Below are 19,336 nucleotides of genomic sequence, written 5' to 3'. Positions count from 1 at the left end.
GCTCCGCGCGTCGGGCGTCTCAGTCGCAGCGGGGTGGTTCGACGCCGATGTCGTTGTTCGCTGCGATCCGGCGCAGTTCGTTGATCTCCTCCTGACGGATGTCCGCCAGGTAGGTGTCGCCTTCCGCGTGGGCGCTGCGCAGCGACGCGTACGCGTCGTCGAGCCGCTGCTTGATCGTGCGTGACAACTCGCCCATGGGCCTCCTCCCGGATCGTGCCCATGCCTACCCAGCCGTAGGCTGAAGGTAAACCTGTTCGCCAGTGCAATTTTCGCGGATCCTTACACCGCCAGTTAACGCGGCGGGGCGAACGCCACCTTGAACAGGTGTTTACGGGCGTCTTACGACTTCCGTGGCATATCTGGGACCACGGGGCGGACCGCGCCCCGACCGGAAGGGGACGCAGAGTGCGTGTTCTAGTCGTCGAGGACGAGCGGGTGCTCGCCGACGCGATCGCGACCGGCCTGCGCCGCGAGGCGCTCGCCGTGGACGTGGCCTACGACGGCGCCGGCGCACTGGAGCGCGCCCAGGTGAACGAGTACGACGTGATCGTCCTGGACCGCGACCTGCCGCGGGTGCACGGCGACGACGTGTGCAAGCAGCTGGTCGCGCAGCGCTATCCCGCGCGGATCATCATGCTGACCGCCGCCGGCGAGCTGGACGACCGCGTCGAGGGCCTGTCCATCGGCGCCGACGACTACCTGGCCAAGCCGTTCGCGTTCGCCGAGCTGATCGCCCGGGTGCGGGCGCTCGGCCGGCGCGCCGCGGCGCCGCTGCCGCCGGTGCTGGAGCGCGCCGGGATCGCGCTCGACCCGGCCCGCCGCGAGGTGACCCGCGACGCGCATCCGGTGGAGCTGACCCGCAAGGAGTTCGCGGTGCTGGAGGTGCTGCTCAGCGCGGACGGCGCCGTCGTCAGCTCCGAGCAGCTGCTGGAGAAGGCATGGGACGAGCACATCGACCCGTTCACCAACGTGGTCCGCGTCACCATGATGACCCTGCGCAAGAAGCTCGGCGACCCCCCGGTGATCGAGACCGTGCCCGGAGTGGGATACCGCCTGTGACGACCGAATCCGGACCCCAGGACCACGAGGCCGAGCAGGCCCCCGAGACCGACCAGATCGGGCAGGACGACCGGTCCGCGCGCCCCGGCCGGTGGCGGCGGCCCGGCCCGCAGCAGGTCCCCGGCCCCGAGCAGGGCGGCCGGGGCGTGTGGCGGGCCGAGGGCGGCGCCTCGTTCGGCGAGCTGAAGAAGCTGCCCGGCCGGATGAGCGTCCGCCTGCGGCTCACCCTGCTGTACGGGCTGCTGTTCTTCATGGCCGGCGCGCTGCTGCTGTTCGTGATGTCGGTGCTGGTCGCCAACATCCTCGGCAACGTCAAGGTCATCGGGCTCGGCTTCATCTCCGACGAGCAGGCGGTGGAGCTGCAGCACCAGTTCGTCGAGCAGACGATGAAGCAGCTCGTCGGCCGGTCGCTGATGGCGCTGGCCGGGGTCGGGGTGATCACCCTGGTGCTCGGCTGGTTCGTCGCCGACCGGGCGCTCAGCCCGCTGCAGCGGGTCACCGCGACGGCCCGCCGGCTGTCGGAGAGCACCCTGCACGAGCGGATCGCGCTGGAGGGCCCCGACGACGAGATCAAGGAGCTGGCCGACACCTTCGACGCGATGCTGGAGCGGCTCGGGCAGGCGTTCGACTCCCAGCGCCGGTTCGTCGCGAACGCCTCGCACGAACTGCGCACGCCGCTGGCGATCAACCGGACGCTGCTGGAGGTGGCGCTCGGCGACCCCGAGGCGTCCGACGACCTGCGCACCGTCGGCAGGACGCTGCTGGCCACCAACGCCCGGCACGAGCGGCTGATCGAGGGCCTGCTGCTGCTCGCCCGCAGCGAGCGGGAGCTGACCGACCGCACCCCCGTCGACCTCGCCGAGGTCGCCGCGACGGTGCTGGAGCACGCCGCGCGCCGCGACCACGACAACGACGTGGCCGTGCACCCGGAGCTGACGTCCGGGACGGCGCTGGGCGACCCGGTGCTGCTGGAGCACCTGGTGTCCAACCTCGTCGACAACGCGATCAAGCACAACGAGGCCGACGGCGGCGGGCTGTGGATCCGCACCGGGCTGCTCGACGGCTACGCCACCGTCCAGGTCGAGAACACCGGCCCGGTCGTGCCCGCCTACGAGGTCGAGCGGCTCTTCGAGCCGTTCCGGCGGCTGAACTCCGACCGCGTCGAGTCGGCCAAGGGCGCGGGCCTCGGGCTGTCGATCGTCCGCTCGGTGGTGCTGGCGCACCGCGGCGCCGTGTACGCGGTGCCGCGCCCGGGCGGCGGGCTGATCGTCACCGTCCGGCTCCAGCCGGGCTGAGAACCCCGGCCGCCGCTACTTCAGCGCGGCGGACGCCACCGTCGGATCGCCGTCGTAGTCCATCCCCAGGTTCACGTACTTGCCGCTGACCAGCGCGCCGCCGCCGTCGTAGACGAGCGGGACCAGCGCCATGTCGTCCAGCGCCGTCCTCTCGGCCCGCTTGTACAGGTCGGTGCGGGCGGACGCGGCGGACGTGCGGACCGCGTTGGAGATCAGGTCGTCGAAGCCCTGACTCTTCCAGCCGGACAGGTTGTAGTAGTCGTTCTTCGGGGTCGCGACGATGGTGCCGCCGAGCAGCGGCCACAGCATCGAGTAGGGCGCCGGGTAGTCGGGGCCCCACGCGAACAGGATCAGCCCGGACGCGTCGTCCGCCACGACGGTGCTGCGGAACTTGGTGAAGTCGGCGATCGGCGTCAGCTTCGTCTCGACGTTCCAGCCGAGCACCGACTTCAGCTGCTGGGCGACGGCCTCGGCCGCCGGCTGGTTCGTGGTGGACTGCTGGAGGTACAGCCGGACGGTCGTGCCCGGCCGCAGGCCGGCCTGCTGCGCGAGCTGCTTGGCCTTGGCCGGATCGGGCGCGTCGCAGGACGCGCAGGCGCCCGGCGCGCCGAAACCGGAGAGCGCGGGCGGGACGATCCCGTGCGCCGGCTGGTCGGCCGGCCCCCACACCGAGGCCAGCTGCCGCCGGTCCAGCGCGTAGGACACCGCGAGCCTGGCCTCCTTGGACGTCATCGGCCCGCGCGCGGTGATCGGGACGAGCATCCGGGTGAACGGCAGCGTCCTCGTGACCAGCCCGCTCGTCCCGCGCGCGGCGGTGAGGTCGGACCCGCGCAGCGACGCCCAGCCGGCCCTGCCCGCGGTGAACGCGGCGCGCCCCTGGGCCGCCGCCGCGGTGAGGTCGACCTCGACGCCGTCGAGCTTGGTCGCGCCGAAGGCCCACCGGTCGTTGCGGACGAGCACGACGCTCTTGCCCTTGCTGTACGTCTGGAGCTTGAACGGCCCGTTGCCGACGGGGTTCAGGTTGTAGGCCTGGTTGGCCGACGCCCCGGCCGAACGCGGGACGGGGGCGAAGACCGGGTCGGCGAGGCGGTCGGGGAAGTCGCAGCTCGGCGAGGTCAGCCGCACGGTCAGCCCGTCGCCGGTCGCCTGGACGCCGGACAGCGCGTCCGCCTTCCCCGTGGAGACCTCGGAGTACCCGGCGATGTCGGACATCAGGACCGGGCCCGCGCCGGTCGCGGTCGCGGCGCTGCGCGCCCAGCCGCGCGCGAACGCCGCCGCGTCGACCGGCTCGCCGTTGCTGAAGGTCGTCCCGCCCCGGATGGTGATCGTCCAGTTCGTGCAGGTGGCGTCCGGTTTGATGGCGGTGGCGAGCCGGTTGTGCCGCGTGCCGTCGGTCCCGGTCTCGGTGAGCCCGGTGAACAGCTGCTTGCCAAGGAACCGCTCGGTGCCGCTGAAGCTGTGCGACGGGTCGATCGCGCCCTGGTCGGTGCTGACGTCCGACACCGACATCCGCAACGTCCCGCCGACCTGTCCGACGGGCGGCTCCGGATCGTTGTCGCCGCCGCCGTTCATGTTGACGACGATCACGGTGGCGATGACCGCGAGCGCGACGAAGGCGGCGCCGCCCGCGCCGGCGAGGACGCCGATCCGCCTGCGCGACCCGGGGCGGGGCGGCTTCGTCATGTCGACCCCGGGCGCGGGCGGGGCCTGCGGTCCGGACGGCCAGGTCGACGGCCCGGCGTAGGCGGACGGCCCCGACCACGGCCCGCCCGGCGCCTGCGGGCCCGGCATCGGGACGCCCTGCGGCATGGGCGCCGGCGGGGGCGGCTGCGGGACGGGCCCCTGAGGTGCCGGCGCGAAGCGCGGATGCGAGTCGTGCGGCCCGGGCGTCAGCGGCTGCCGGACGCTCAGCGGCGACAGCGCCGCCTGGAGCCGCGCCGAGTCCGCCGCGGCCGTCTCGGCGCCCCGGCTCAGCATCTCGTCGGCCCGGTCGCCGGCCCCGCCGCCGGGCTTCGGCGGGTTGCCCGCCAGCGTCAGCAGCATCGCCAGGACCTGCTGCGAGGCCGGCCGCAGCGCCGGGTCCTTGCTGAGGCAGCCCGCCACGACGCCGCGCAGCGGCTCGGGCATCATGCCGAGGTCCGGCGCCAGGTTCAGGATGCGGTGCATCACCGCCGGGATGGAGTCCTGCCCGAAGGCGGGACGGCCGGTCGCGGCGAACGCCATCGTGGCGCCCCAGGCGAACACGTCGGCCGCCGGGCCGACCGGCGCCCCGGAGATCTGCTCGGGCGCCATGTAGGCGGGCGTGCCGACGGCCGTGCTGGACAGCGTGCCCGTCGCGTCCAGCGCCCGGGCGATGCCGAAGTCGATGACCCGCGGGCCGTCCTCGGCGAGCAGCACGTTCGCCGGCTTGAAGTCGCGGTGCACGATCCCGGCCTGGTGGATGGCGGCCAGCGCGGTCATCGTGCCGATCGCGAGCCGGTCCAGGTCCGCGCCGCGCCGCGGGCCGCCCCCGGCCAGCGCCGCCGACAGCGACGGGCCGTCGATGTACTCGCTGACGATGTAGGGCCGGTCGCCCTCGACGTCGGAGTCCAGGATGCGGGCGGTGCAGAACGCCGAGACGCGCTGCGCCACCGCGACCTCGGCGGCGAACCGCGACCGGGCCTTCGGGTCGGCGCTGAAGCGCGCGTGCAGCAGCTTCACCGCGACCCGGTGGCCCGGCTCGTCCTCGGCGAGGTAGACCGCGCCCTGCCCGCCCTCGCCGAGCAGGCCCGTCAGCCGGTAGCCGCCCAGGCGCTCCGGATCGCCCGGACGGAGCGGGCGGATGTCGGCCATGTCAGTTGTGCACGATCCCGGACGCCGACGCGGTCGGGTCGCTGCGGTTCTCGCGCCACTCCCACCGCATGGTGCTGCCGCCGGGGGCCACGAAGCGGACGTACCCCGGCGCGCAGTTCGCCGTCTGCTGCCCGGCCATGGGCGTCTCCTGGTACTCGACCATGCTGCTGCTCTCGTCGCCCGACAGCAGGGACAGCTTGGTGTAGCAGGTGGGCTGCACGCCGCTGTAGTCGTAGGTCGCGGTGCCGTAGGTGTACACCAGCGCGAACTTCGCCGTGAAGTTCTGGTGGCCGGAGGGGGCGCCCGGCTGGTAGCCGGTGCCGTCCCAGACGCCGACCAGCCCGCCCTTGCCCGTGGTGGTCGGGGTCTCGTCGTCGGTCGGCGGCGTGTAGACCGAGGTCGCCGTCGGGCGGGGGCCGGCGTCGTCGCCGCTGTTGGCCGCGATGACGACGAGCACCACGACCCCGATGAGCACGATCAGCGCCAGCACGCCGCAGCCGATCGCGATGGCCGGCCCCGGCGAGCTCGACTTGCGGGGCGGCGGCCCGTACGTCGGCGGGGGCGGCGGCTGCATCGGGGGCTGCTGCATGGGGGGCCGCTGCCCCATCGGCATGTTCGGCGGCGGGGGCTGCATGCCGCCCTGGTACATCGGCATGGGCGGCGGCGTGATCGGCTGCGGGGGCGGCGTCGTCGGCCCGCCCATGCCGCCCTGCATCCCGCCGCCCTGCATGCCGCCCTGGTGCAGCGGCATCGGCGGCGGGGTGATCTGCTGCTGCGGCGGCTGCGGACGCGGCGCGGGCGGCACCCGCGGCGGCGCCGGCATCTGCGCGGCGATCCGGGTGCCCTGGTTGAGCAGGTCCTCCTGCCCGGCGGCCGGGTTCGCGGGCGCGGCGCCGACGGCGCCGAGCAGGTTCAGCAGCAGCTGCGGCGCGGGCGGGCGCAGCCCCGCGTCCTTGGACAGGCAGCGCGCGACCAGGTCGCGCACCGGCCCCGGCGGCAGCGCCGAGAGGTCCGGGTCCTCGTTGAGGATGCGGTTGATGATGACCGGCAGCGTGTCGGCCTCGAACGGCGACTGCCCGGTGGCCGCGAACACCATCGTCGCGCCCCAGGCGAAGATGTCCACCGCGGGCGTCAGCGGCGCGCCGGTCAGCTGCTCGGGCGCCAGGTAGCCGGGCGTGCCGACCACCATGCCGGTCGCGGTGACGGCGCTCTCCTGCGAGTTGACCGTCCGGGCGATGCCGAAGTCGACCACGCGCGGGCCGTCGGAGGCCAGCATCACGTTGTTGGGCTTGAAGTCGCGGTGCACGATCCCGGCCTCGTGGATGGCCGCGAGGGCCGTCACGGTGCCGATCGCCAGCCGCTCCAGCTCGGCGGCGCCGAGCGGGCCGTTGTGCGCGACCACGTCGTGCAGCGACGGGCCGTCGATGAACTCGCTGACGACGTACGGCTGGTCGCCGTGCACGTCGGCCTCGAGCACCCGCGCGGTGCAGAACGGCTCCACCTTCTGGGCCGCCGCCACCTCCCGGGTGAACCGGGCGCGCGCCGCCGGGTCGTTGGCCATCTGCGCGTGCAGCAGCTTGACGGCGACGTACTCGCCGCCCGGCGCCCGCCCGAGGAAGACCGCGCCCTGCCCTCCGGCGCCGAGCCGGCCGACGACCTCGAACTGACCCAGCGCCCTGGGATCGCCCGGCTCCAGCGGAGCGGCATCCGGCATCTGATCCTCCAGTGACCCGCAGTGATGTCCCGCGACATGATGCGCCCGGGCCCGTCCGAGGCCGCGGTTCCCCGCGGGACCCGGGCTCGCGCCGGCGGACCCGCGCGGGCTCGTCCCCCGGCCTCAGGCGGGCACGATATCGCGTTAGTTCAGACGTTTCACCGAAGCTTCTGGTTCAGCGGCCGACCAGCCGGTTCGGGCCGTCCCGCGCGCCGCGGCCCGGTCGGCGCGCGCAACGCTCCCGGGACCGATATGATCCCGGCCGCCGCGGGTACCCCCCGGCGGGCGCCGCCGGCCCTTCGGGAGCACGCCGGAGCGCCGGCCGGACGTGTGAGGGACGACACATCGCGAGGATGGGAGACGGGTGAGCGGTGTCACCCGTGGGACCGGTCGCGCCTCGTGTGTCACAGCTCACCAAACGTGACAGAATTTCCCGCCCGGATCGGGCACAAGAACGGTCCCCCGAGCGTTAGTTCCGCGCGACGGGGCGCATAAAGCACTGAGGGGGATGGAGATAGAAGATGGCGACCGACTACGACAGCCCACGCAAGACAGACGACGACCTGAGCGAGGACAGCCTCCAGGAGCTCCAGGCCCGGCGCGCCGACAAGGCCGCGAGCATCATCGACGAGGATCTGGACGCCGGTGAGGTCGCCGAGCTGCCCGGCGCGGACCTGTCCAACGAGGAACTGACCTTCCGGGTGGTCCCCCGGCAGGCCGACGAGTTCACCTGCACCCGCTGCTTCCTGGTGCACCACCGCAGCCAGCTGGCCACCGAGAAGAACGGCCAGCCGGTCTGCCGCGAGTGCGCGGCCTGAGTGCCTCGGCATGGCGGGTGACCTCGAAAGACGCCGCGACGATGTGGAGCCGGCGCACGACGGCGGCTCCACCGAGCTCGGCGAGCTGATCGGCAGGCTCGCCGGCGACGACGAGATGGACCGCGAGACCCGCGGGCGGCTGCTCGGCCGGCTGGCCCGGCTGCTGGGCCAGGGGGCCCGCCGGGCCGGCGCCGCGGGGATCGCGCGCGGCCGCCTGCTCGCCGACCTGCTGGTCGAGGCGGCCCCGCACATCCCGATCCGCGATCTGGAGACGCTGAGCCGCCACCACCACGGGCTGGCGGGGGAGGACCTCGCCGACAGCGTGGTCCGGGTGGCGGGCCACGCCACCACCGGGGTCGGCGCGGCCGGCGGCGCGCTGGCCGCGGTGGAGTTCGCCGCTCCGCCGCTGCTGCTGACGGCCCCCGCCCAGATCGCCGCGGAGACCCTGGTGGTCGCGGCGATCGAGGTGAAGATGATCGCGGAGCTGCACGAGGTGTACGGGGTGCGCGTGCAGGGGACGGGCACCGCGCGCGGTGCGGCGTTCGTCACCGCGTGGGCCCGCCAGCGGGGCGTCAACCCGCTGGAGGGCGGCACGTTCACCAGCGCGCTCGGCTCGGCGGCGAAGGCGACGCTCCGAAAACGGATGATGCGGACGTTCGGCCGCCACATGACGACGATGGGACCGCTGCTGACCGGCGCCGCCGCGGGCGCCGCGCTCAACCGGGCCGCGACGCGGGCGCTGGCGGCCAAGGTCCGGCAGGACCTGCGCGGCACCGCGCCCTCCCCGCCCCCGCTCCCGGGCGGTCCTCCCCCCTGATTCCTCGCGACCGCGGGCCAGGGGCCCGCTCACGGCGGCCCGGCCCCTGACCGCGCCGCACTCCATCCCGCGCCCGAACGGCGTCGTGGCCGGTCCCGGACGAGCCGGGACCGGCCACGACGCCGTTCAGGCCCTCGACCGGGCCGCGTGATCAGACCGCCGGGCTAGGCGTCCACCTTCAGGTGGGACGGCAGCTCGCCGGTGCCCTTGTGCCACTGGTGGACCGCGGCCCGGGTGGCCACCAGCCGCGCGATCTCCACGCCGACGCCCACCACCACGGCCCAGCCGATCGCCTCCGCCAGCGCCACGTCCGGCGACTCGGGATTGGTCGGCGGCTCCTTGCCGGTGGTCTTCTTCCACACGAGCGTGATCGCCTTCTTCGTGACGAAGCCGCTCGCGAAGGCCGCGGCGCCGGCCATCACCCGATAGCCGATGTCGCCTTTGTCCGCCATCATCGTCCTCCAGTCGTCCTGTCGCCCCCGACGCTACCGGAACGCCCCGCTCCGGGCGGGAAAGGCCGCAGCGTCGGCGCGGGCGGGTGGCCTCCGGGCGGGGCCGATGTCAATACCATTGGGCCATGACAGAGCAGCCGCGTACGCCGAGCGTCCCTTCCAAGCCCTCCCTGGACGGCCTGGAGGACAAGTGGGTACGCGCCTGGGAGGACACCGGCGTCTATCGCTTCGACCGCACCCGGCCGCGCGGCGAGGTCTACTCGATCGACACTCCGCCGCCCACCGTGAGCGGGTCCCTCCACGTCGGCCACGTCTTCTCCTACACCCACACCGACACCGTCGCCCGGTTCCACCGCATGCGCGGTCGCGCGGTCTTCTACCCGATGGGCTGGGACGATAACGGGCTGCCCACCGAGCGGCGCGTGCAGAACCACTTCGGCGTGCGGTGCGACCCGTCGCTGCCCTACGATCCTGATTTCGAGCCGCTCGCACAGCGTGCTCCCCACGCACGTGGGGGTGGTCCACGCCAGCAGCCGGTCTCGCGGCGCAACTTCATCGAGCTGTGCGAGCGGCTCACCGAGGTCGACGAGAAGGCGTTCGAGGAGATGTGGCGGACCGTCGGCCTGTCGGTCGACTGGACCCACCTCTACACCACGATCGGCGACGTGTCCCGGACGGCGTCGCAGCGCGCGTTCCTGCGGAACCTGACGCGCGGCGAGGCGTACGTGTCGGAGGCGCCGACGCTGTGGGACGTGACGTTCCGCACGGCGGTCGCGCAGGCCGAGCTGGAGGACCGCGAGCAGCCGGGCGCGTTCCACCGGATCCGCTTCCACGGCGGCGAGCGGCCCGTCTACATCGAGACGACGCGTCCGGAGCTGCTGCCCGCGTGCGTCGCGCTGGTCGCGCACCCCGACGACGAGCGGTACCGGGAGCTGTTCGGCACGACGGTCCGCACGCCGCTGTTCGGCGTCGAGGTCCCGGTGCTGGCGCACCGGCTCGCCGAGCCCGACAAGGGGTCGGGCATCGCGATGATCTGCACGTTCGGCGACGTCACGGACGTCACCTGGTGGCGCGAGCTGGACCTGCCGACCCGCGCGGTGATCGGCTGGGACGGCCGGCTCGCTGCCGAGCCGCCCGCCGGCGTGCCGGCGGAGCCGTACGCGGAGCTGGCCGGTAAGACGGTGTTCTCCGCCAAGGAACGCGTCGTCGAGATGCTGCGCGAGTCCGGCGACCTCGACGGCGAGCCCCGCAAGATCAGCCGGCCGGTGAAGTTCTACGAGAAGGGCAGCAAGCCGCTCGAGATCGTCACGACCCGGCAGTGGTACATCCGCAACGGCGGCCGCGACGCCGCGACCCGCGCCGAGCTGCTCGCGCGCGGCGCGGAGCTGAACTGGCACCCGCCCTACATGAAGGCCCGCTACGAGAACTGGGTCGAGGGCCTCAACGGCGACTGGCTGATCTCCCGGCAGCGGTTCTTCGGCGTGCCGATCCCGGTCTGGTACCCGCTGGACGGCTCTGGAGAGCCGCGCTACGACGACCCGATCACCCCGCCGGAGGACGCGCTGCCCGTCGACCCGTCCTCGGACGTCCCGCCGGGCTACACCGAGGACCAGCGCGGCAAGCCGGACGGCTTCATCGGCGACCCGGACGTCATGGACACCTGGGCCACGTCGTCGCTGACGCCGCAGATCGCGGGCGGCTGGGAGCGCGACGCCGACCTGTTCTCCCGGGTGTTCCCCTACGACCTGCGGCCGCAGGCGCACGACATCATCCGGACGTGGCTGTTCTCCACGGTCGTCCGGGCGCACCTGGAGCACGGGTCGCTGCCGTGGACCGACACCGCGCTGTCGGGCTGGATCCTCGACCCGGACCGCAAGAAGATGTCGAAGTCCAAGGGCAACGTGGTCACCCCGATCGACCTGCTGCGCGAATACGGCTCGGACGCCGTCCGGTACTGGGCGGCGAGCGGCCGGCCGGGCACCGACACCGCGTTCGACACCGGCCAGATCAAGGTCGGCCGGCGGCTCGCCATCAAGGTCCTCAACGCGTCCAAGTTCGTGCTGGGGCTCGGCGAGGTCGAGGCGGACGCGGCGGTGAGCGAGCCGCTGGACCGGGCGATGCTGGCCGCGCTGTCCAAGGTCGTCGAGGACGCCACGGAGGCGTTCGAGGGCTACGACTACACGCGCGCCCTGGAGCGCACGGAGCGGTTCTTCTGGGAGTTCTGCGACGACTACCTGGAGCTGGTCAAGGCCCGCGCGTACGGGGACGGCCCGGAGGCGCAGTCGGCGCGCGCGGCGCTGCGGGCGGCGCTGTCGGTGCTGCTGCGGCTTTTCGCGCCGGTCCTGCCGTTCGTGACCGAGGAGGTCTGGTCGTGGTGGCGGAAGGGCTCGGTGCACGCCGCGTCCTGGCCGCTGCCGGCCGAGCTGCCCGCGGGCGGCGACCCGGCGGTGCTCGCCGCCACCGGCGAGGCGCTGCGGCAGGTCCGCAAGGCCAAGTCGGAGGCGAGGGCGTCGATGCGCGCGGACGTGTCCCGGGCCGTGGTGCGCGGCGCGGAGGCCGGACGGATCGCGCGGCCGGATCTGGCCGCCGCCGGACGGATCGCCGAGCTGACGCTGGAGAGCGCCCCCGCCGGGCTGACGGTGGACGTGACGCTGGCGCCCGCCGGCTGAGTCCCGCGGCCGTCCCGGGAGGTCAGCCGGGGCGGTCGCAGCCGGGGTCGGTGTGCCCGGCGGCCTTCAGCGCGCCGCCGAGCACGCGGACGGCCAGGTCGCGGACGTCCTCGCGGCTGAGGTCGCCGCCCTCCAGCCAGGACGCGGTCGCGCCCTCGACGAACGACAGCCAGCCCTCCAGCGCCACGCGCAGCGCGGGCCGCGGCGTGGGGGAGCCGATCAGCCCGGCGGACATCGCGGCCAGCAGCCGCTTGCGCGAGGCGCGGTGCAGTTCCAGCACCTCGGCGTCCACGCCGACGCCGCCGCTGGTGATCGTCTGGAACGCCGAGCGGTGCGTGCCGGCCCACCACAGGAACCCGTCGAGGGTGCGGATCAGCCGGTCGGCGGGGGAGTGCCCGCCGAACTCCTCGGCCAGCGCGTTCAGCGCCTGCGCGGCCGCGCCGATCACGGCCAGGAACAGCCCGCGCTTGCTGCCGAAGTAGTAATAGATCAGGCCCTTGGCCACTCCGGCCTCGGCCGCGATGTCGTCGATGGACAGCGCGTCGTACGGGCGGTCGGCGAACAGCCTGGACGCGGCGTCGAGGATCGCGGCCCGGCGCGCGCCTCCCTCCCGCGCCGTGCCGCCGGAGGCGGCGTGCGGGCCGTCCGGCCGGGTTCCGGCTGTCATCGCGCCCCCTCTTGACTTTCATTCAACCCCGTCATCATATTAGATCCCAAGTCTAATTGGGTGGGTGGCGATGGACGTGATGCCGCGCGGCGAGGCCGCGGCGAAAACCGCGCAGGTGCAGGTGAAGCACCGGCGCGTGAAGGCGGACGGGGTGAAGCTCGCCGTCCGCGAACGGGGGCCGAGGACGGCCCCGACGGTCGTGCTCGTGCACGGCTACCCCGACAGCGCGGTCGTCTGGGAGCCGATAGCGGATCTCCTCGCCGAGGACTTCCATGTCGTGACCTACGACGTGCGCGGTGCCGGAGGCTCGTCCCGGCCGCGCCGGAGCAAGGCCTACGCCATGGAGAACCTCGCCGCCGACCTGCGCGCGGTGATCGACGCGGTGTCGCCCGGCCGCCCCGTCCACCTGGTCGGCCACGACTGGGGTTCGGTGCAGGGCTGGGGCGCGGTCACCGGCGACGCCGTCGCTGGACGCGTCGCCTCGTTCACCTCGATCTCCGGACCGTGCATCGAGCACTTCGGGCAGTGGGTGCGCGACCGGCTGCGGCGCCCGACGCCCCGCAACGTCCTGCAACTGGCCGGCCAGTTCGCCCGTTCCTGGTACCTGATGTTCGGAGCGATCCCAGGGATCCCCCAAATCGCCTGGCGTCTCGGGGGCGCCAGGATCTTCCCGGTCGTGATCGAGCGGATGGAGGGCATCGAGGGCTGGCACGGCGACACGTTCCAGAAGGACGCGCTGTGCGGGATGAAGCTCTACCGCGCCAACGCCGTCCGCTTCCTGCGTCCCGGTTCCATGGCGACGACGGACGTTCCGGTGCAGGTCATCGCGGCGACGCGGGACGCGTTCGTCTCGCCGCACCAGTCCAAGGACCTCACCCGGTACGTCGACCGGCTCTGGCGGCGGGAGATCCCGGTCGGTCACTGGGGCGCCGTCCGCAAGGAGCCCGCGCAGGTCGCGGCGTGGATCGCCGAGTTCGCCCGGCACATCGAGGGCGGTGCCGAGACGAACGGGCTGCGGAGCGCGCAGGTGCCCGTCCAGGGCGAGGTCGTGGCGGCGGGGGAGTGACGGCATGAGCGAGATCGACGAGCGGCACCCCGCCATCACCCCGCGCCGGGTGAAGTTCGACTGGGCGGACACGCCGCTGCACTGGATCCCCGGCGAGCCGGTCGCCACCCACTTCATCAACGTGCTGCACCTGCTCCTGCCCGCCGGCGAACGGTGGTTCGTCCACGTCTACAAGCAGACGCTGCCCCTGGTCGAGGACGACGAGCGCCTCTACCGGGAGGTCAAGGGCTTCATGGGCCAGGAGGCGGTGCACGCCTACTCCCACCAGGGCGTCCTGGACCGGCAGATGCTCGCGCAGGGCCTCGACCCGCGTCCGCTGACCGGCCGGATCGAGTGGCTGTTCAAGCGGATCCTCGGCGACCGCTGCCCGGTGCCGCTCGTCCCGCGCCGCCGGTGGCTGGTCTTCCGGATCGGGATCATCGCCGCGATCGAGCACTACACGGCCGCGCTCGGCCAGTGGATCCTGGACGCCCGCGCTCTGGACGACGCCGGCGCCGACCCGACGATGATGGACCTGCTGCGCTGGCACGGCGCCGAAGAGGTCGAGCACCGGTCCGTGGCGTTCGATGTGTACCAGCACGTCGCCGGACGGTACTGGCTGCGGTTCATCGCGTTCTTCATCGGCGTGCTGGCGATGCCGCTGATGGTGTACGTGGGCGCCGCGTACCTGTGCCGCGCCGACCCGGCGCTGAAGGGCGTCCGGCCGCGGATCCGCGACTACCGGCGGGCGGTGCGGCGCGGGCTGTTCCCCAGCAACCGGTTCATGGTCGCCGCCGCGCGCGCCTACCTGCGGCGCGACTACCACCCGTCCGCCGAATGCTCCACCCAGCGCGCCCTGGACTACCTGGCGGTCTCCCCGGCGGCGCGCGCCGCGGGCTACGCGGGACGGCCGGGGACGTGAGCCGCGGCGGGCCCGGACGCCGTAAATCCGCGCCACGCCGGCCGGGCCCGCCGCACCCTTCCCGCCTGCCGCCGGGACTCAGAACGCGCAGGGCAGATGCTTGATCCCGTTGATGAAGCTGGAGAACAGCCGGTCCGGCTCGCCCGTCGCGCGGATGTGCGGCACCCGGGTGAACAGCTCCCGGTACATCACCGTGATCTCGCGCCGGGCGAGGTTCGCGCCGAGGCAGAAGTGCGGCCCGGGCCCGCCGAACCCGACGTGCGGGTTCGGCGAGCGGGTGATGTCGAACGCGTCGGGGTTCTCGAAGACCGTCCCGTCCCGGTTGGCGGAGTTGTAGAAGAGCAGGACCTTGTCGCCCGCCTTGTACTCGTGGCCGTTCATCACGTGGTCGCGGGTCAGCGTCCGGCGGAACTGGATGACCGGCGTCGCCAGCCGGACGATCTCCTCGACCGCGCCCGGGATGTGCGCGTCGAAGTCCTCCAGCAGCAGGGCGCGCTGCTCGGGGTTGTCGGTGAGCAGCTTCAGCCCGTGCGACATGGCGTTGCGGGTCGTCTCGTTGCCGGCCACCACCAGCAGGATGAAGAACGAGCCGATCTCCTGGTCGGTCAGCGACTCGCCGTCCACGTTCGCCGCGATCAGCGCCGACACGAGGTCGTCGCCGGGGTTCCGGCGGCGCTGCCGGGCCAGCTTCATCGCCAGGTGGTTCAGCTCGTACCCGGCCGCCAGCACCTTGAGCAGCCCGTACAGCGCGCCCATCCGGGTGATGCCGTCGCGGGTGTAGTCCTTGCCGCCGGTGTACTCGGGGTCGCCGAGGCCCAGGATGAGGTTCGTCCGGTCGTACACCATCGGGCGGACGTGCTCGGGGATGCCCATCATGTCGCAGATGACCTGGAGCGGGAGCCGCGCGGCGACGTCGGTGACGAAGTCGGCGGACCCCTTGGCGACCAGCTCGTCCACGATCCGGGTGGCGCTCCTCTGGAGGTCGTCCTCCATCTTCTCCAGGACGCGCGGGGTGAACGCCCGCGACACGATCCGGCGGATCTTGGCGTGCCGCGGGTCGTCCATGTTGATCATCGAGCCGAAGTAGCGGGCCAGGAAGCGCGGCAGGTCCGCGATGCTGTTGGAGCACGGCTCGCTGCTGAAGATCTGCGGCGACCGGCTGGCCTCGACCACGTCGGCGTGCCTGGCCAGCGCGTAGAAGCCGGCGCCCGCCCTGACGAACGGCAGCTTCAGCTCCGGGAAGAACGCCGGATGGTCCAGCTCCCGCAGGCGGGCGAAGGCCGCGAGCCGCCGGTCCGGGGGCTCGGCCCAGAACTCCAGCGAGGACAGATTGCCGTCGATCGTGTCCCGTGCCGCGGTCGTCACAACCGCTCACCGCCTTCGGCGCCGTGTCCAGAATCAGGTTCGGTTTCTATCGAAGCGGCGTTCCCCGGGCATCGTCAAGGCGCCCCGGGCGATTCAGGCCGCCGGCGCCACGATCCTCCGGTGCAGGACCGCGCGCTCGACGGCCGTCCACGTGCCGGACGCCAGCAGGTACAGCCCGGCGGCCAGCGGCATGAACACCGCGAACACCACCGTCCCGAACGGCGCGACCCGGGCCAGGACGCCCGCCGCCCCCGCCGGAGCCGTCCCTGCCGAAGCCGTCGCAGCCGTCCGCCGCGACGACCACACCGCCAGCGCCGCCAGCAGCGCGAGCAGCCCGAGGAACACCAGCGACGGCGGAGCGAACAGCCCGCCGCCGACCAGCCCGATCCAGTTCTGCCCCAGCGGCGCCCCCAGCAACGTGTGCGCGAGCAGCGCGTTCTGGTGCCCCGCCACCGTCGCCGACCGGAACAGCCGGTACATCACCATGAAGAAGGGCACCTGCGCGAACATGGGCAGGCACCCCGTCAGTGGTGTCGCCCCCTCGGCCTCATAGAGTGCGGCCGTTTCCCGCTTGAGCCGCTCGGGGTTCTTCTTGTGGCGCTGTTGCAGGTCGCGGACCTTGGGGAGCAGCCGCGCCCGCGTCCGCTCTCCCCTGGCGGCCGCGACGGCGAGCGGCAGCATCGCCAGCCGCACCAGGAGCGTGAACACGATGATCGCCGTGGCCGCGGCCATCGGCCCGGCGACCGGGTGAATACCGTCGGCCAACCCCGTGACCAGGGCGTACGCGATCGGAACAGGAGCATCGAGCAGGAACATGACAGCCTTCCGGTAAGAGGAGATCGATGGCGTGCCGGCCGCGCTCAGGCGGCCGCGATCTCCGCTCCCGGTGCTCGCGGGCGGGGGCGTCCCGCCGCGTCCGGATCGCGCTGCGGCAGGAAGGCCGTCCGCAGCGTCCGTTCCCGCAAGGTCGTCCGCACCCGCGCCAGTGTGGCCCGATGCCCGCGGCGCGCCGCGTGGACGCGCAGCGCCGCCAGCACGAGAATTCCCGCCACGGTGAACGTCGCCAGCGTCAGCAGCGCCGGCTGCCCCGGCGCCGTCGCGGCCCATTCGGCCACGGCGAGCACCCGCAACAGCGCGGCGATCACCAGCGACCAGACCATGGAACGGACCTTCCTGACCTCACGGACGTCCATAGTCTCTCACTCGTCCGGATTGTCCGGCGCTGGCCGTAGTGAAGATGGCGGGCGCCGCGGCGTTTCAGGGACGGGCCGGCGCGCACGTCCCGGTAGTGTCGGGTGGCTTCTCGGCGGGACCGCCGGAATGCTCCCGAAGGCGAGGTGGGACCGTTGGGCAAGGTCGACGTACTGATCAAGCGGCTCGATCCGGAGCTGCCCCTGCCGCAGTACGCGCACGCGGGCGACGCCGGCGCCGACCTGGTCGCCGCCGAGGACGTCGAGCTGGCGCCGGGGGAGCGCGCCGTGGTGCCCACGGGCATGGCGATCGCGCTGCCCGACGGCTACGCCGCTTTCATTCACCCCCGGTCCGGTTTGGGCGCTAGGTTGGGGGTGACCATAGTCAACGCACCCGGTACGGTCGACGCCGGCTATCGGGGTGAGATCAAGGTGACCCTGCTGAACACCGACCGCCGCGCCGCGGTGCGGTTGCGGCGCGGCGACCGCATCGCGCAGATGGTCGTGCAGCGGGTGGAGCAGGCTGTGTTCCACGAGGTCGCCGACCTTCCCGGATCGGCACGCGGAACCGGCGGATTCGGCTCCACGGGCGGGTTCGTCGATAATGAGCACAGTCGAGAAGGAGCGTGAGTCGTGGCTTTTGGACGTCGCCGGCAGGCCGAGGAGCCCGCGGAGGAGACCGAGGTGACCGAGGAGTCGGCGGAGGCCGCCGGCGAGGACGCCGAGGAGGCCTCCGCCGCGGCGGGCCAGTCCGAGGGCGGGCCGTGGGACTCCGAGGACTCCTTCCCCGAACTGCAGCGCCTGGACTTCGGCTCCATGCAGGTGCCGATCGCGCCCGGGCTCGGGTTCCAGGTGAACTTCGAGGCCACCCAGGTCGACGATGAGGGCAACCCCCTCGACGGCCGGCCGGTCGCGGTGCTGGTGCAGTACGAGGAGAGCGCCATGCAGCTCCAGGTGTTCGCCGCGCCCAAGCGCAGCGGCATCTGGGACGACGTGCGGCGTGAGACCGCCAAGGACATCCAGGAGGAGGCGCAGGGGCAGACCCAGGAGGGCGAGGGCCCGTTCGGCCCCGAGCTGCTGGCGATGATCCCCGCCGCGCTGACCGAGGAGGTCCTCGCGGAGATGCCGCAGGAGGTCCGCGAGCAGATCCCGCAGGAGTTCGTCGAGCAGGGCTGGGCGCCGCAGATCATCCGCTTCCTCGGCGTGGACGGCCCCCGCTGGTTCCTGCAGGCCGTGGTGCAGGGCGCCGCGATCGAGGACGAGGAGCAGTGGCAGGTCCTGGAGGACGTGCTGCGCGGCGTCGTCGTCTTCCGCGGCGACGCGCCGATGCCGCCCCGCGACCTGCTCGAGCTGAAGATCCCCAAGGAGTTCAGCGAGGCCGGGGAGAACGGCGAGGAGGGCGGCGAGCAGAACTTCAACCCGTTCGAGCGCGGCCCCGAGATCACCGAGGTCCGCTGACCCCGGCCCGCCGCCCTTCCGGGCGACTCCGCCCGCCCGGCCGTGCGCCGCTTTTCGGACGCACGGCCCGGCGGGTTCGTGCGTCCGGCGGGCGTCCGCCCCCTTGCGCCCGGCGCCCATCGGGTGGTCAATCGGGGCATGTCGAAGAAGACGCGGAAACGCCGGGCCCGCAAGCGCGGAAAGCACAACAAGGGCAAGCGCCCCAACGCCCGGCACTGAACCGCCGCTCCGTTCAGGCCTCGATCATCACTGATCAGGCTTCGATCATCTCTGTTCAGGCTTCGATCATCTCTGTTCAAGCCTCGATCATCTCGAAGGGCATGGCGTGCCGGACGCCGACCGTGCGCCCGGCCGGCTCGACGAGGCCGGTGAGGAACGCGGCGGCGTCGAACCCCGCGCCGAGGTTGCCGAAGTACACCTCGTGCGCCAGCAGTGAGTCGATGCCGTCCTGGAGATGGCCGGTCACGTCGACGTAGTGCGTGGCCTGCGGCGATCCGCCGAACAGCGCGAACCGCACGCCCTGCCACGGCTCCAGATCGAGGTCGCGGAACACCCAGCGGTTCGCGGCGTCCCGGATCGCGTCCGCGACCGCGAGGCCGAGCACCCGGTGGTCGGCCATGTTGAACCCGCCGCCGCGGAAGGTCTCCCGGAAGTTCACCGACAGCACCACCTCGGGCCGGTGCCGCCGGATCGCCGCCGCGAGGACGCGCCGCAGCGGCAGCCCGTACTCCAGCACGCCGTCGTGCAGGTCGAGGAACTCGACGTTCCCGACGCCGACCCGGCGGGCCGCCTCGATCTGCTCCAGGGTGCGGACGCGGCGCACCTCGTCGGGGTCCATGCCGTCGATTCCCGCCTCGCCCCGGGTCGCCAGCACCTCCGTCACGGTCTTGCCCTGCGACGTCCACTTCGCGACCGCCGTCGAGCCGCCGTACTCCAGGTCGTCGGGGTGCGCGACGATCGCCAGCGCCCTGTCCCAGTCCTCGGGTACCGGTTCCATGACCCCATCCTGGCGGAGCGGGCGGCCTCCTAGGAT

The 19,336-nt window shown here is 73.0% G+C and carries 18 protein-coding genes; 9 read left to right on the top strand and 9 right to left on the bottom strand.

Annotated elements, in window-relative coordinates; translation table 11 throughout:
• Nucleotides 1–19 precede the first annotated feature (19 nt).
• Nucleotides 20–196, bottom strand: a complete 177-nt coding sequence (locus ABD296_RS34545) for a hypothetical protein (protein ID WP_173095336.1) — start codon at nt 194–196, stop codon at nt 20–22.
• Nucleotides 197–405: 209 nt separating this feature from the next.
• Here ABD296_RS34545 and ABD296_RS34540 point away from each other — a divergent pair, with 209 nt between their 5' ends.
• Both ABD296_RS34540 and ABD296_RS34535 read left to right on the top strand, forming a co-directional pair.
• Complete coding sequence (locus ABD296_RS34540) at nt 406–1,059, top strand: response regulator transcription factor (protein ID WP_344277143.1); 654 nt, start codon at nt 406–408, stop codon at nt 1,057–1,059.
• Nucleotides 1,056–2,354, top strand: coding sequence for a sensor histidine kinase (locus ABD296_RS34535; protein ID WP_407061546.1), 1,299 nt, complete (start codon nt 1,056–1,058; stop codon nt 2,352–2,354). Before ABD296_RS34540 ends, ABD296_RS34535 begins: the two co-directional genes overlap by 4 nt.
• 15 nt (nt 2,355–2,369) lie before the next feature.
• Here the strand turns inward: ABD296_RS34535 and ABD296_RS34530 are convergent, their stop codons facing one another.
• Nucleotides 2,370–5,186 (bottom strand): ABC transporter substrate-binding protein, encoded by a 2,817-nt coding sequence (locus tag ABD296_RS34530; protein WP_344277140.1) that lies wholly within the window; start codon nt 5,184–5,186, stop codon nt 2,370–2,372.
• A gap of 1 nt (nt 5,187) precedes the next feature.
• On the bottom strand, nt 5,188–6,900 hold the full coding sequence (locus ABD296_RS34525; RefSeq protein WP_344277136.1) for a serine/threonine-protein kinase: 1,713 nt from the start codon (nt 6,898–6,900) through the stop codon (nt 5,188–5,190).
• Nucleotides 6,901–7,421: 521 nt separating this feature from the next.
• On the opposite strand from ABD296_RS34525, the gene ABD296_RS34520 reads away from it, so the two are divergent.
• Both ABD296_RS34520 and ABD296_RS34515 read left to right on the top strand, forming a co-directional pair.
• On the top strand, nt 7,422–7,718 hold the full coding sequence (locus ABD296_RS34520) for a DUF4193 domain-containing protein (protein WP_117404125.1): 297 nt from the start codon (nt 7,422–7,424) through the stop codon (nt 7,716–7,718).
• A 10-nt stretch (nt 7,719–7,728) separates the two neighbouring features.
• Nucleotides 7,729–8,535 carry a hypothetical protein gene (locus ABD296_RS34515; protein ID WP_344277132.1) on the top strand — a complete coding sequence of 269 codons (807 nt, stop codon included), beginning with the start codon at nt 7,729–7,731 and terminating at the stop codon, nt 8,533–8,535.
• 164 nt (nt 8,536–8,699) lie between these two features.
• Here the strand turns inward: ABD296_RS34515 and ABD296_RS34510 are convergent, their stop codons facing one another.
• Entirely contained in the window at nt 8,700–8,987 is a 288-nt protein-coding gene (locus tag ABD296_RS34510; protein WP_344277180.1) for a DUF4235 domain-containing protein, read from the bottom strand.
• Between the two features lie 125 nt (nt 8,988–9,112).
• Between ABD296_RS34510 and valS the strand changes: the two genes are divergently transcribed.
• Nucleotides 9,113–11,656, top strand: coding sequence for a valine--tRNA ligase (gene valS / locus ABD296_RS34505; RefSeq protein WP_344277129.1), 2,544 nt, complete (start codon nt 9,113–9,115; stop codon nt 11,654–11,656).
• Nucleotides 11,657–11,678: 22 nt separating this feature from the next.
• Here valS and ABD296_RS34500 read toward each other — a convergent pair whose 3' ends face one another.
• Nucleotides 11,679–12,323, bottom strand: coding sequence for a TetR/AcrR family transcriptional regulator (locus ABD296_RS34500; protein ID WP_344277126.1), 645 nt, complete (start codon nt 12,321–12,323; stop codon nt 11,679–11,681).
• 70 nt (nt 12,324–12,393) lie between these two features.
• Between ABD296_RS34500 and ABD296_RS34495 the strand changes: the two genes are divergently transcribed.
• Together ABD296_RS34495 and ABD296_RS34490 are read left to right on the top strand one after the other, a co-directional pair.
• Nucleotides 12,394–13,389 carry an alpha/beta fold hydrolase gene (locus ABD296_RS34495; protein WP_344277177.1) on the top strand — a complete coding sequence of 332 codons (996 nt, stop codon included), beginning with the start codon at nt 12,394–12,396 and terminating at the stop codon, nt 13,387–13,389.
• Nucleotides 13,390–13,393: 4 nt separating this feature from the next.
• The gene (locus ABD296_RS34490; protein WP_344277123.1) at nt 13,394–14,290 is read left to right on the top strand and encodes a metal-dependent hydrolase; all 897 of its coding nucleotides are present in this window, start codon (nt 13,394–13,396) and stop codon (nt 14,288–14,290) included.
• Between the two features lie 78 nt (nt 14,291–14,368).
• On the opposite strand, the gene ABD296_RS34485 is transcribed toward ABD296_RS34490, so the two are convergent.
• The 3 genes from ABD296_RS34485 to ABD296_RS34475 form a co-directional block, all read right to left on the bottom strand.
• Nucleotides 14,369–15,655: a cytochrome P450 gene (locus ABD296_RS34485; RefSeq protein WP_344277120.1), complete on the bottom strand. Its 1,287-nt coding sequence runs from the start codon at nt 15,653–15,655 to the stop codon at nt 14,369–14,371.
• A gap of 93 nt (nt 15,656–15,748) precedes the next feature.
• Nucleotides 15,749–16,471 carry a YidC/Oxa1 family membrane protein insertase gene (locus tag ABD296_RS34480; RefSeq protein ID WP_344277117.1) on the bottom strand — a complete coding sequence of 241 codons (723 nt, stop codon included), beginning with the start codon at nt 16,469–16,471 and terminating at the stop codon, nt 15,749–15,751.
• A 44-nt stretch (nt 16,472–16,515) separates the two neighbouring features.
• Nucleotides 16,516–16,848, bottom strand: a complete 333-nt coding sequence (locus tag ABD296_RS34475) for a DUF6412 domain-containing protein (RefSeq protein WP_344277114.1) — start codon at nt 16,846–16,848, stop codon at nt 16,516–16,518.
• Nucleotides 16,849–17,001: 153 nt separating this feature from the next.
• Between ABD296_RS34475 and dut the strand changes: the two genes are divergently transcribed.
• Nucleotides 17,002–17,475 (top strand): dUTP diphosphatase, encoded by a 474-nt coding sequence (gene dut, locus ABD296_RS34470; RefSeq protein WP_344277111.1) that lies wholly within the window; start codon nt 17,002–17,004, stop codon nt 17,473–17,475.
• 3 nt (nt 17,476–17,478) lie between these two features.
• On the top strand, nt 17,479–18,303 hold the full coding sequence (locus tag ABD296_RS34465) for a DUF3710 domain-containing protein (protein WP_344277108.1): 825 nt from the start codon (nt 17,479–17,481) through the stop codon (nt 18,301–18,303).
• A gap of 295 nt (nt 18,304–18,598) precedes the next feature.
• On the opposite strand, the gene ABD296_RS34460 is transcribed toward ABD296_RS34465, so the two are convergent.
• Nucleotides 18,599–19,300: a PIG-L deacetylase family protein gene (locus ABD296_RS34460; protein WP_344277104.1), complete on the bottom strand. Its 702-nt coding sequence runs from the start codon at nt 19,298–19,300 to the stop codon at nt 18,599–18,601.
• Between the last annotated feature and the right edge of the window lie 36 nt (nt 19,301–19,336).

The organism is Actinomadura napierensis (genome assembly GCF_039529375.1).
Classification (GTDB): Bacteria; Actinomycetota; Actinomycetes; order Streptosporangiales; family Streptosporangiaceae; genus Spirillospora; species Spirillospora napierensis.
The sequence above is the reverse complement of the archived record's forward strand: the minus strand, read 5'-3'. Positions and strand labels throughout refer to the sequence as shown.

Excerpts from the sequence above, each read along its gene's own strand:
- ABD296_RS34515 (WP_344277132.1), top strand. The coding sequence starts at position 7,729 with ATGGCGGGTGACCTCGAAAGACGCCGCGACGATGTGGAGCCGGCGCAC.
- ABD296_RS34460 (WP_344277104.1), bottom strand. The coding sequence starts at position 19,300 with ATGGAACCGGTACCCGAGGACTGGGACAGGGCGCTGGCGATCGTCGCG.
- ABD296_RS34520 (WP_117404125.1), top strand. The coding sequence starts at position 7,422 with ATGGCGACCGACTACGACAGCCCACGCAAGACAGACGACGACCTGAGC.
- valS (WP_344277129.1), top strand. The coding sequence starts at position 9,113 with ATGACAGAGCAGCCGCGTACGCCGAGCGTCCCTTCCAAGCCCTCCCTG.
- ABD296_RS34495 (WP_344277177.1), top strand. The coding sequence starts at position 12,394 with ATGGACGTGATGCCGCGCGGCGAGGCCGCGGCGAAAACCGCGCAGGTG.
- ABD296_RS34500 (WP_344277126.1), bottom strand. The coding sequence starts at position 12,323 with ATGACAGCCGGAACCCGGCCGGACGGCCCGCACGCCGCCTCCGGCGGC.
- ABD296_RS34480 (WP_344277117.1), bottom strand. The coding sequence starts at position 16,471 with ATGTTCCTGCTCGATGCTCCTGTTCCGATCGCGTACGCCCTGGTCACG.
- ABD296_RS34475 (WP_344277114.1), bottom strand. The coding sequence starts at position 16,848 with ATGGACGTCCGTGAGGTCAGGAAGGTCCGTTCCATGGTCTGGTCGCTG.
- ABD296_RS34530 (WP_344277140.1), bottom strand. The coding sequence starts at position 5,186 with ATGGCCGACATCCGCCCGCTCCGTCCGGGCGATCCGGAGCGCCTGGGC.
- ABD296_RS34490 (WP_344277123.1), top strand. The coding sequence starts at position 13,394 with ATGAGCGAGATCGACGAGCGGCACCCCGCCATCACCCCGCGCCGGGTG.
- ABD296_RS34545 (WP_173095336.1), bottom strand. The coding sequence starts at position 196 with ATGGGCGAGTTGTCACGCACGATCAAGCAGCGGCTCGACGACGCGTAC.
- ABD296_RS34525 (WP_344277136.1), bottom strand. The coding sequence starts at position 6,900 with ATGCCGGATGCCGCTCCGCTGGAGCCGGGCGATCCCAGGGCGCTGGGT.
- ABD296_RS34510 (WP_344277180.1), bottom strand. The coding sequence starts at position 8,987 with ATGGCGGACAAAGGCGACATCGGCTATCGGGTGATGGCCGGCGCCGCG.